Origin of the sequence: Desulfurobacterium sp. (assembly GCF_027028515.1) — a bacterium.
In the GTDB taxonomy this organism is placed as follows: Bacteria; Aquificota; Aquificia; order Desulfurobacteriales; family Desulfurobacteriaceae; genus Desulfurobacterium_A.
The window spans coordinates 1-11,905 of record NZ_JALVIW010000055.1; the positions used below are offsets into that span (position 1 = coordinate 1).

The following is an 11,905-nucleotide window of genomic DNA, read 5'->3' on the forward strand; positions in this document are numbered from 1 at the left end:
CTATAAGCATGTCATCGGAACGACCCTTTATGTTTTCAATGTAGAGTATCGTTCTTCCACAGGGGCACGGTTCTCTATGGATAACCGTTATATCTTTTGTTCTGTAGCGTATCATCGGTAAAGCTTGCTTTGTTATGGTTGTAAGGACAAGTTCACCCTCCTCCCCGTCCGGGAGGACTTCACCCGTGTCAGGGTCAATAATCTCGGGGATAAAATGGTCTTCAAATATATGGAGGTGTCCGTATTCACATGTAGCGGCCACTCCGGGGCCTATTATTTCTGACAGTCCGTATGCTTCTACGTACCTTATTCCCCACGTTTCTGCGACGGTTTTTTTGAGTCCCTCAGATGCCGGTTCAGCTCCAAAAAAGCCGGCTCTTAGTTTAAAATCTTTTTGTAAATCGTATCCCTCTTCCTTAGCCACTTCTGCAAGGTGGAGTGCGAAGGAAGGAGTACAGCAGAGTATTGTCGCACCGAAATCTTTCATAAGCATAAGTTGTCTTTTAGTAAACCCACCACTTGCTGGAACAACGGTTGCGCCGAGAGCCTCTGCAGCATCGTGAAATCCAAGTCCGCCTGTGAAGAGGCCGTAGCCGTAGGCGTTATGGATAATATCTTTCTCATTAACGTCAGCCATAAGGTAGGTTCTTATCATTACTTCCTGCCAAACTTTCATATCGTGTTCTGTGTATCCTACAACTGTTGGTTTTCCAGTCGTTCCAGATGAAGAGTGTATTCTTACTATCTGTTCCATTGGAACGGCAAAGAGCCCGAAAGGATAGTTATCTCTTAGATCCTGTTTTACAGTGAATGGAAGCCTTTTCATGTCCTCGAGGGTTTGTATGTCTTCCGGGCTTACTCCAGCTTCATCAAATTTTTTTCTGTAAAAAGGAACCAAGTAATAGGCTCTTTCAACGGTTTCCCGGAGCCTTTTAAGTTGAAGTGCTTCAAGAGTTTCTCGTGCCATGTAATCTTTTCTCTTTAAGGACATCCCTTTCCTCCTTTTCTTTTTTAGCACAATCAGAAGATAAAGTTATTATAAAATAAACGGTGAATTTGTGAAAATTTCCGGCATAACGGAGGGAGAAATGTTTCAGCGTTATCTTGAAACTTTGCCAAGAGAAATCATTGAAAAGGTGCAACTTGAGAGATTGAGGAAAACAATTAGAAGGATAAAGGAAAAGAATAGGCTCTACTGGGAAAAGATAGGAAGAGTGGAGCCTGAAGATATAAAAACACTTGAGGATTTAAAAAGGTTGCCGTTTCTCACAAAGGAGGATTTGAGGAAGGGTTATCCTTTTGGTTTTGCCTGTGGCGGACAAAAAGATTTTGTCCGTTTTCACATGTCTTCCGGAACGACCGGTACACCTGTTGTGAACCCTTACACACCTGCCGATGTTGATCAGTGGGGAGAGGTAATGGCACGTTGCCTTGCCGCAGCGGGTTTAACATTTTCAGATGTTTTACAGATAACACCCTCTTTTGGTCTCTTTAACGGAGGATTTGGCTTTCACTATGGTGCGGAAAAGATAGGATGTTTTGTTGTTCCAATAGGTCCCGGTAGAACGTTGCTACAACTAAAGTTCTTTAAAGATTTTAACACCACCGCTCTTGCAGGTATAGCATCTTATCCATTAAGGATTATAGAAGTTGCAAAAGAGGAAGGTTTTGACTTTTCCGAGACCTCTTTGAGAGTTGGAATATTTGGAGCCGAGGTCTGGAGTGAAGAGATGCGGGGTTATATAGAAAAAGAAATGGGGATAGAGGCATTTGACATCATAGGTATGACAGAAACCGGCGGTGTTGGACTTGGCATAGAATGTAACTACCACAACGGTATCCATGTCTGGGAAGATCACTACATTGTTGAAATAATAGATCCGGAAACAGGTGAAGTTCTTCCGGACGGTGAAGAGGGTGAAATGGTTGTTACCACTCTCACAAGGGAAGGATTGCCGCTAATAAGGTATAGAACAAGAGACATAACTAAAATAGTTTCAAGGGAGCATTGTGAATGTGGCAGAACGCACCTTAAGGTTGCAAGGATAAAGGGAAGAACAGACGATATGTTAAAGGTGAAGGGGGTGTGTTTCTATCCGAGGCAGGTTGAAGAGATAGTTATGAAGTATCCTGAAATCCTTCCAGATTATCAAATCATTATAGGTAAGGTTGAGGGGAAAGATACGGTTCAGCTTATTATTGAAGCGGAAAGGCAGGATGAATATCTGAAAGAGCGGATAGAAGAGGAGATATACAGCACTCTGGGGCTTCATATAGAGGTAACTTTAAAAAGAAAGGGAGAAATTCCAAGAGCACCCGGAAAGGCAGTTAGGGTGAAAAGAGAGAACTAAAAGCACTTTCAACTTCTGGCGGCAGTTTCCCGGTGTGGATTTCTGCTGCCATTTCTAGAATATCTTTTCCTCTATTCTCCAATATCTTTACGTTTAATTTCAGTTCTTTCAGCCACTCTTTAACTCTTTCTGCTTCCACTGTGGATATTCTGTCCGGATTTTTAACAATGTAAATGGTTGCATTTTCAAATTTCTCTTTCAGCCTTTTATATCTCTCTTTTAAGTTTGAAAGTTTTTTTATAACGGGATCATCTTCCAATGATTCCTTTTTTATGCGGATGATGATTTCTCTCTTGTCGTTAATTTTTTTCCTTAAGGAAATCAGGTTTTCAAGCCATACAAGGGAATTTTCAGGAAGGGAAAAGAAACGGTACGAGAGAGCGGACGGTGGCATGTCAAAGACGAAAAGGTTGTATCTTCTTTCCGTGAGGTATTCAAATGCAGTGGCCATTGACTGTTCAATGAGGACGGGCGATTTTTCTATCGTTTTAAAGTAGTGTTCAAGGTTGAAAGCTGTAAGGTATCTGAAGCTCCTTTCCAATTCCTCTTTTACATTTGACAGGAACTGCCGTTTGTACTTTTCTGGATCGGCTTCGTATATATAGAGATTTTCTAAAACTTGTGTGGGTTCTTTAGATGGTTTTGTTTTAAAAACGTCAAACAGGTTGTGGGCAGGGTCAAGAGACACAAGGAGTGTTCTGAAGCCTCTTTTTGCAAAGAAAACGGCGAACATAGAAGATATAGTTGTTTTTCCTACACCACCTTTTCCTGTAAAGAAGAACGTTCTTTTCATTTTCTCCTCAATCTATATCAAACACGGAAAAAAGTTTGCCAAGAGGATCTTCAGCTTCGGTAACCGCGTTGCTAAGGGTTATTAATAGTTTTTCAGAGACCGGCAACATCTGTATGTATATGTGAGAAGGAGAGCCGGGGTATCCCACAAGCTCTCCTAAAAGTAAAAGAGCAAATATCTTTTCCAGCTCATCAACTTCTGATTCCACTACATTTACTGCGGTATCTCTTCCGATACCATCTGCGGTTTCCCAGATTTTCTTAAAAAACTCCTTAAGCTTCCATTTTTTCATCGATAGGTTCCGGTGTTCCCTCTTTTATGCTGAAGAACGTTTTTACACCTTCAAAAATAATTGTAAGGACGATTAAAAGAATGACAGTGTTTACAGTAATTAAAAGGTAGTTTCCTGCCTTAATGAAATTTATCTCGTTCATAATACTTGCCCACAGCGTTACGGTTATCATAAACACGGCTGGAATGCCGGCAATAATCCATTTAAGGCCACCTTTGTACTTCAGGTAGATAGTGATGACTATCAGTGCAAGTCCTGCAAGTGTTTGATTTACCGCACCAAAGAGCGGCCATAATGTCAGAGCACCTTTACCACTTGCACCTGTTGCAAACGCTAAAAATGCTGCAGATAGAACGGCAAAAAGAGTTGCAACGTAGCGGTTTTTGAAGATGGTTAATCCCATGTCGGAGAAGATTTCTGAAACCACGTATCTCTGAATTCTCGTTGCGGTGTCAAGTGTTGTTCCGGCAAAAGACGCAACGAAAACACCCATTATGGCGATTGCCCAGCTAACAGGTATTCCGAGGCTTTCTATCATATTGGCTGAACCGTTAATAAAAGCGCCAAGTTTTGAACCAAGACCTTTAGCTGCTGTCCATGATGAGTAGTGGGTAAGCCACGCTGCATGTCCTGTTAGAAGTTTCCCGTTGTGGAAGTATCCCATTCCAATTCCTGCTACGACGGCGATTATTACAAGTGTTGCGAGGACGCCTTCCATAAGCATTGAACCAAATCCGACAAAGAGTGCATCTGGTTCATCAGCAACCTGCTTTGAAGATGTTCCGGAAGAGACTAAAGAGTGGAATCCGGAGATTGCACCGCAGGCAATGGTGATGAAAAGAAAAGGCCAGAGCGGTGGTGCCTGAGGTGGATGCGCCTGATAAGTTGGAGCAACTATGGAAAGTTTTCCTGTAAAAGCACTTGCTACTATTCCAAATACAAGAAGTAAGATTGCCACTAAAAGTTCGTGAGAATTTATGTAGTCCCTTGGTTGTAAGAGCATTGTAACCGGAAGAACAGAGGCAATGAATGCATAGATAAGAAGAATGATTGTCCAGACACCTGTTGGTGGTATGCCGGCTACAGAGCCGAGTTTAAACGGCATATAGACGCCCATTATGACGGTTACATACATAAGAATGAGAGCAATTATTGAAAGGATACCAACGCTTTTTCCCTTCTTGTAAACTAAGTATCCAAGAGTCATTGCTATTGGGATTTCCATCCATATCGGGAAGACAGATTGAGGGAACATGTTAAATATAATGGCAATCACCAGACCAAAGATAGCGATAACTATCCAAAGTTCGAGGAAGACAATGGCAAAAAACAGGTATTTTGTTCTTTTGCTTATGTATTTTCCTGCAAATTCAGAGATGGATTTTCCTTTGTTTCTCATAGATATTATGAGAGCGCCAAAATCGTGGACAGCTCCCATAAGTATGCTTCCGAAGAATACCCAGAGAATTGCCGGAAGCCATCCCCAGATTACAGCTATTGCTGGTCCAACTATAGGGCCTGTACCTGCAATGGATGTGTAATGATGTCCAAAGATTATTTCTTTTTTTGTTGGAACAAAGTCAATCCCGTCTTCATATACTTTAGATGGAACCGGCTTGCCGGTTGCAAGTTCAAAGATCTTGTAACCCACATATTTGCCATAGACATTGTAGGCTATAATGTAACCCACGAAAACAATCAGCATGAGAAGTAGAGCATCCACTTTAACCACCTCCCCATAAAGAATATTTTAAACGATAGATACTATATAAAAAAAAGGTGATAAAATCAAATCGGGATTGATTTTTTGAATTAAGAGGGCGGCCAAGGACGCCTTTTTATGAATTTAATCCTTTATGAAGTGCTTCAATATTGACCGGTGCAAATTTTGGGTTAAGCTCTTCTATGCCTTTTTCGATTTCTTCCAGCGAAAAAGGAAAGTTTTTAACGTGTTTAAGAACAGTTCCCAGGATAAATACGTTTAAAGATTTTGGGTTTACCTCACCTTCGATTGCTTTTTTTGATGCATCTATTTTAAACACATTTAAACTATTAAGTTCCGGGAAGGAATCGTCTCCGTTTGTTACTATTGAGCCGGATTCTTTTAAGTAATCCAAAAATCTCAGGGTTTCAGTTGGATAGAGGCCTATAAGAAGATCTGCCTGTCCTTTACCTATTAAGGGTGCTTTAAAGTTGCCTATTTTAAGGTACGAGATGACGGTACCCCCCTTTTGAGCCATTCCGTGGGTTTCTGTTCCTATGAATGGAACACCTCTGTTGAGGGCACATCGTGCGAGGAGTTTAACTAAAAATATTGTACCCTGACCACCTACACCTGTTAAGACTATCTGATATCTCATCTTTTATCCTCCACGAAAGCGTTGAACGGACAAACGCCGGACAGGCACACGCCGCATCCCACGCAGAAGTATTTGTTTACCGTTACTTTTCCATCTTTCCACTCAAATGCAGGACAACCGAAAGTGTCCATACAGTAACCACATCCTGTACACCTTTCCGGATCAACAGTGGCAAACTTTCCTGGAAGTTTAACGTTTTCTCTGTCAAATGTGCAGAATTCCTTTATCACGGCAACAACAGGGACATCGCTGTTTCTGTAGGCTTCTTTTACCTCGTTGAAGAATTTCACTGTTGTTTCAACCTTTCCATCATACTGAAGAATGAATGGTTTAACGCCGCAGCCTTCAACCACCTTTTCAATGCTCACGCCACCGGTTCTTTCAGGTGTTGGCTGAAGGCCAGTCATCGCTACGGTGCTGTTATCAAGAATAACAAGGATGTATCTGTGTTTATTGGCTATGCTGTTTATCAGTGGATGTATTCCTGAATGGAGAAATGTTGAATCACCGATTGTTGCAACAATCGGTTTCGTTTTGTCGGAAATGGAAAATCCGCCGGCAAGTCCTGCAGAAGCTCCCATGCAGAGTATTGTGTCAACAGCTTTCTGATTTAAACCAAGTGTGTAGCAGCCGATGTCTGAAGGATATATGGTGTTGTTTCCGAAAACTTTTTTTATAGCATAGAAAACTGTTCTATGGGGACATCCCGGGCACAATGCAGGTTTCCTCGGCGGTGGAACATCGTCAAAAGTTGTTCCGGTGTAGATGTTTTTGTTCAGTATGCCTGTATTTTTAAGTCCTTCGGCTATTCTCTCGTGAGTGACTTCGTCTATGTCAAAAACGTCACCTGTAAGCTTTCCTTTAACGTTTGCGATAGGTGCTATCTGCTCTTCTATAAGCGGATAGGTTTCTTCAAACACGACAACCTGTTCGTAGTTTGAAAGCACTTCTTTTAAAAGGTTTACAGGAAGAGGCGTTGGCATATCTATTTTGAGAATGTCAATTTCAAGGTTATTATCCTCTATTACCTCTAATGCAAATCCGTAAGATGTTCCTGAGGCCAGAATCAGGTGCTTTGTCTTTTTAAGATTTTTAAGTTGTGGTTTAATCAGTATTTCGTAGTTAAACTTTTCTATCTCTTTTAGCTTTTTAAGTAGGGCTATTCCCTGTTTGAATCTTGGAATTCTGGGAACGGCAGCCCATCTTTCTATTTCTCTTTCAAACTTTCCTTCTCTACCCTTGAACTCAAAATCTGGTATTTCAACAATCTGCCTTCCGTGACAGACTCTTAAGACGGGTCTTAAAAGTACGGGAATTTCAAACTTTTCTGAGATTTCTATACCTAATGCGGCAAGTTTTAGTGCATCTTGAGGATCTGTTGGGTCAAGAGCTGGAATTCTTGCAAACTTTGCAAAGTAGCGGGAATCCTGCTCCGTTTGAGAACTATAAAATCCAGGGTCATCGGCTGAAATGATAAGGAATCCTCCTCTGTTGCCTATGTATGCGCTGCTCATCAGAGGATCTGATGCTACGTTGAGTCCGACCATTTTCATGCCGCAGGCTGCCCGTTTCCCCGTTATCGCGGCTGCGTAAGCTGTTTCAAATGCCACCTTTTCGTTTGTGGACCATTCGCCAACGGCGGGGAGATTGAGTGTTTTAATAAGGTTTTGGTATGTCTCAAGTATTTCAGAACTTGGCGTTCCCGGGTATGCTGCCATTACATCAACGTTTGCGGCGAGCAAACCGTAGGCTATTGCTTCATTTCCAAGAAGTGCTTTTTTCATTATTCCCTCTCTTTTATTTGAAGTGTTCAGGGAATAATGATTTTAGCATTTTCTCTCAAAATTTAGCTCTCTTTTTCCGCTTCCCTGTACCAGAACGAGGCTTTAGCTTTGTCCCCTATTTCTTCATAGATTTTCCCTATGGCTTCTTTTATATTTTTTCTCTCTTCCTGAGAGAATGGATGCTCTTTCAGTGCATCAAGTAGGTGATTAAGAGCTTCTTTATACTTACCCTGGGATACGAGAGCGGAAGATATGAGGGAGATAGCTCTAAATCTCACTTCCGGGAATTCAAGAGCTTTTTTCGCCATCTCTACAGCTTTTTCATAGTTACCAAGGCCTAACATTGCTTCGGCCATAGATATCGTGTAGATGGGGCCGTCAAGTTGTGTGGAAGCTTTTGCAATTTCCCTGTTATCTACGCGGCGGGAGGTAGCTTTTACTTTAAGTAATGCACTTTCCTCACCGGAGGTTTCGGTACCAACAGGGCTCTCTTCAACGGCAGAAAATATTGAAGATAGAATTTCGTCAGAAGAGGGTATTTCACCATAAGCACTTTCCGGCTCTTGCTCAAATTCAATGGCTTCAGGATATTTTGCAAACAATCTACCTTTAAGTTTTTCTGCAGTACCTCTATCGAGTTTTGAGAGCTGTTCTATGTTTTCAAAGGCAGATTCTATTTCGCCTGTTTCTATATCTCTTAAAATAGCAGTTGTCCATTTAAGTTTTGTATCTTTTAGAGTTAGGATTACCTGATCCACATCATCAATAAGTTTGTTTTTAATGAATTCTTTAATAAGCGTCTGCAGCAGGTCAAGGTTGTCTTTGTTATCTAATATTAGACCTTTCAAAATTTTGCGTCTTGTGGTTGAGTCCTGGAGGCGGGCGACAATTTCAGTTATTTTTTGATCTACTATTTCACTTGACTTAATTTCTCTTGCCTTTAAATATGTACTTAAGGCTTCTTCAAATTTCGAAAGAGAAGCGTACATGCTTCCGGCCATTATGTAATTTTTGTAGGCTTCCGATTCGTTGTTAGATTCTGCCAGAGCATCGGCGTACATTTCGTAAAAGACAGGGTGGGAGTTTTTTTCTATGAAGTGCTCGATGACACTACGTATTTTTGAAACGTCTTTTCCTTCTTTTGCAAGTTTTTTGAAAAGGTCAATCAAAACTTTGAATGCCTCAAAGTAGAGGCTTTTTTTTACATATGCAGCCGATAAGAGTTCTACCGTGTGTATGTTGTGGGGGTCATGTTTTAGAGCTTTTTGCAGGAATGCTATCGCAGCTGCATAATAACCGTTTTTGAGTTTTTCCTCGGCATAGTCGTCCAGTATCTTTATAGCTTCTTCTTTATTTCCTACTTTTATCAAAGCCTCTACAAGAGGGTTTATTATATGTGGTGATGCATTTCCTTTCTCAAGCAGTTTACGACCATAAGAAACAATCTTAAGATAGCTCTTTTCTGTAACCGCTTCTTGAAACAGCTCTTCATCACTTTTCTTCTTAAAAAAATCAGTAAGTCCCACCAGGCCTCCATAGAGACAACTATTGATGGTTACAATTATACAAAAATAGTGGAACTAACAATCTATTTAATTATTTGAGTTTGGAACACTTATTAGTCCTACAACTTTAAATATTTGCATAAATTATCTGGAAAGATGGCAGCGGATATCGTTTTAAAAAATTTCCAATAAGATTTCTTACTTCCGCCGTGTTTTTCCCGCCGTTTTTAAAGGTTGATAATAGGTCTATAAGGGTTTGAAATGCTTCAAAAAGTAGATTTTTCCCTTAATAAGCTCTGGATAGAAGCTTGACAGTTTCTATATTTTCAGGATCATACTTTATTGCTTTTGTTAGTAGAGGAATAGCTTCAGAGAAGTAACCGTTTTCTATTTTTTCTTTTGCAAATGTATCAAGAATTTTTACAGCTTCTTTCTTCCTATTTATAGTGAATAAAGATTCAGCGTAAGGCATAACCCTATGATATTCAAGCTTTCCCTTAGAAATCAGGCGTGCACCATAAACAACAACAAGTGAATGCTTTCTTTCGTTGACTGCCCGGTCAAAAAGGACTTCATCACTTTTACGCTTAAAAATCTTCCACAGGCCCATTGGAGCCTCCATGTTTCTCCTTAAAACCCTATCCGGTACATCTAATATTAATTATACTTTATATTAACTGCTAATGCAAAGATAGTTGTGCGTGTTAAGATAAAAGTTTTTCGAGGAGAAAGGCGACTATTTTGGTTTCCTCTTCTCTGTTTTTCAACAGATCTTTGGCCATTTTTACGTAAAGGGGTTTTATCCTTGCGGAATGAATCTCTCTCTTGAGGTCCTCAACGGTTATTCCTTTGAATTTTTCTTTTCTTACCCTGCTGAGGCCTTTAATTCTGTATAGACGGTTTTTTTCGCTGTCAGCAACAAGACTAATAGCTATACCTTCTCTCCCCGCTCTTCCTGTTCTTCCAATTCTGTGAACATAAATTTCAGGATTTTCGGGCAGTTCGTAATTAATAACCATTCCTACATCTTTGACATCTATACCTCTTGCTGCCACATCGGTTGCGACTAAAACCCTTACCTTACCTTTCCGGAAAGCGTTCATTACATTTTCCCTTTGACGTTGTGTCAGATTGCCATGAATTGCTTTTGCGTCGATACCTTTTTCTTGAAGTCTTCTTTCAAGATCAGCCGCGTCCCGTCTTGTTTTTACAAAGACTATAGTAGTTTCGTTTCTGTTCTCTTTTAGAAGTTTTATTAAGGCTTTCAGCCTATCATCGCTTTTTACAAACAGGATTTTTTGGTTTACTTTGGGCGTTATTACTGACTTTCCAACTTTTACCGTTTTATAGCTGCTTTTAAGGTAGCGGGAAATAAGTTTCTTTATTTCATTTGGCAATGTTGCTGAAAAGAGCATAGTTTGTCTTTCTATAGGTGTTTTTTTGAGAATGTACTCAATATCTTCAATGAATCCCATGTCGAGCATTTGGTCAGCTTCGTCAAGAACCACAATTTCAACATTTGAAAGGTCTAAAACGCCTCTGTCGATAAGGTCTTTTACTCTTCCCGGTGTTCCAACAATTACATTGCATCTTCCTTTGTTAAGGAGAGATATCTGTCTTCCTATAGGTACGCCACCATATATGGGATAGATTCCGATTTTTCTCCTCTTTCCTATGGAAGATAATTCACCGGAAACCTGAATTGCGAGTTCTCTTGTGGGGACCAGGATTAGTGCTTTGACGCCTTTTGGCCTGTTGAGTCTTTCTATTATAGGAATGCCGAAGGCTGCGGTTTTTCCTGTTCCTGTTTGTGCCTGGCCGACAATATCACAACCTTCCATGGCTACCGGGATTGCTTCTTTCTGTATGGGAGTAGGTTCTTTAAATCCCATATCTTTAAGTGAAGCTTGAATGTCTTTACTTAAGTTTTCGAATGAAAAAGCCATAAGTTGATCTCCTCTATATTGTGTGTTTATGATTTTTGTTTTGGGGTCAGTTTTTTCACAATTTCATAAAAATTGCCACGGTAGTGCCGCCGTTTCAGACACGCCGTGGCAATTGCATTCAGTTCAATTTTATTTTGTTATTCTCTTTCTACGTCGACAGCTTTCAGACCTTTGTCTGTTTCTGTAATGTTAAAAGTAACTCTTTCACCCTCTTCAAGGGTTTTGAAGCCCTCACCGGCTATACCTGTGTAGTGGACGAATACATCCTGTCCATTGTCGGCTGTAATGAAGCCGTATCCTTTCTTTGAGTCAAACCATTTAACTGTTCCTGTAAGCTTCTCCATGCGTCCTAACCTCTCTAAAACGTGTTGTGAAATTTAAAAAGCCCCGAAGGCAGAAACGGCATGCCTTCGGGGCTAAAGCTTTCAACTCCTTAAAGTTTCCGGCCTGAATTGAGCGTTCCGTAAACTGCCTTCTACATCGACTAAACTAATTTTATAATCCTATCTTTAAAAGTCAAGATGGTAAAAAATTTTTTGTAATTTTGGTATTGAATTTTCCAGAGTAAATGTTAAATTTTGGAAATCAAACAGGGGATAATAACTGATTATATGCGGAGGAAAGGAACATGGCGAAAGAAAAATTTGAAAGGACGAAACCCCATAAGAACGTGGGAACGATAGGACACGTAGACCACGGTAAGACGACACTCACAGCGGCCATAACCCACTGTCTTGCACTCAAAGAGATGGCACAAGAAGTATCATACGACAACATAGACAAAGCACCGGAAGAAAGAGAGAGGGGAATCACGATAGCGACGGCCCACGTAGAATACGAATCAGACAAATACCACTACGCCCACGTAGACTGC

Annotated in this window: 12 protein-coding genes; 2 read left to right on the top strand and 10 right to left on the bottom strand. The window is 40.5% G+C overall.

The genetic code is table 11. The annotated features are described in order from the left end of the window. On the bottom strand, nucleotides 1–991 hold a 991-nt coding region (locus tag MV676_RS05120), incomplete at its 3' end, for a phenylacetate--CoA ligase (protein ID WP_297445671.1). 97 nt (nucleotides 992–1,088) lie between these two features. Here MV676_RS05120 and MV676_RS05125 point away from each other — a divergent pair. Continuing rightward, nucleotides 1,089–2,351 (top strand): phenylacetate--CoA ligase, encoded by a 1,263-nt coding sequence (locus MV676_RS05125; protein WP_297445672.1) that lies wholly within the window; start codon nucleotides 1,089–1,091, stop codon nucleotides 2,349–2,351. Here MV676_RS05125 and MV676_RS05130 read toward each other — a convergent pair. The 9 genes from MV676_RS05130 to MV676_RS05170 form a co-directional block, all read right to left on the bottom strand. Continuing rightward, nucleotides 2,329–3,144 (bottom strand): ArsA family ATPase, encoded by an 816-nt coding sequence (locus MV676_RS05130; RefSeq protein WP_297445673.1) that lies wholly within the window; start codon nucleotides 3,142–3,144, stop codon nucleotides 2,329–2,331. The genes MV676_RS05125 and MV676_RS05130 overlap by 23 nt on opposite strands. 7 nt (nucleotides 3,145–3,151) lie before the next feature. Continuing rightward, complete coding sequence (locus MV676_RS05135; RefSeq protein ID WP_297445674.1) at nucleotides 3,152–3,436, bottom strand: hypothetical protein; 285 nt, start codon at nucleotides 3,434–3,436, stop codon at nucleotides 3,152–3,154. Then, entirely contained in the window at nucleotides 3,417–5,159 is a 1,743-nt protein-coding gene (locus tag MV676_RS05140; RefSeq protein WP_297445675.1) for a carbon starvation protein A, read from the bottom strand. The genes MV676_RS05135 and MV676_RS05140 overlap by 20 nt, the downstream gene beginning before the upstream one ends. Nucleotides 5,160–5,274: 115 nt before the next feature. Next, nucleotides 5,275–5,796 carry a 2-oxoacid:acceptor oxidoreductase family protein gene (locus MV676_RS05145; protein WP_297445676.1) on the bottom strand — a complete coding sequence of 174 codons (522 nt, stop codon included), beginning with the start codon at nucleotides 5,794–5,796 and terminating at the stop codon, nucleotides 5,275–5,277. Next, a complete protein-coding gene (locus MV676_RS05150; protein WP_297445677.1) occupies nucleotides 5,793–7,580 on the bottom strand; it encodes a thiamine pyrophosphate-dependent enzyme in 1,788 nt (595 codons plus the stop codon). The genes MV676_RS05145 and MV676_RS05150 overlap by 4 nt, the downstream gene beginning before the upstream one ends. Nucleotides 7,581–7,642: 62 nt before the next feature. After that, nucleotides 7,643–9,106 (bottom strand): hypothetical protein, encoded by a 1,464-nt coding sequence (locus MV676_RS05155; protein WP_297445678.1) that lies wholly within the window; start codon nucleotides 9,104–9,106, stop codon nucleotides 7,643–7,645. Nucleotides 9,107–9,371: 265 nt separating this feature from the next. After that, on the bottom strand, nucleotides 9,372–9,695 hold the full coding sequence (locus MV676_RS05160) for a hypothetical protein (protein WP_297445679.1): 324 nt from the start codon (nucleotides 9,693–9,695) through the stop codon (nucleotides 9,372–9,374). Nucleotides 9,696–9,789: 94 nt separating this feature from the next. Then, nucleotides 9,790–11,031, bottom strand: coding sequence for a DEAD/DEAH box helicase (locus MV676_RS05165; RefSeq protein ID WP_297445680.1), 1,242 nt, complete (start codon nucleotides 11,029–11,031; stop codon nucleotides 9,790–9,792). A 137-nt stretch (nucleotides 11,032–11,168) separates the two neighbouring features. Next, nucleotides 11,169–11,375 carry a cold shock domain-containing protein gene (locus tag MV676_RS05170; RefSeq protein ID WP_022847301.1) on the bottom strand — a complete coding sequence of 69 codons (207 nt, stop codon included), beginning with the start codon at nucleotides 11,373–11,375 and terminating at the stop codon, nucleotides 11,169–11,171. Between the two features lie 284 nt (nucleotides 11,376–11,659). Between MV676_RS05170 and MV676_RS05175 the strand changes: the two genes are divergently transcribed. Continuing rightward, on the top strand, nucleotides 11,660–11,905 hold a 246-nt coding region (locus tag MV676_RS05175), incomplete at its 3' end, for a GTP-binding protein (protein ID WP_297445681.1).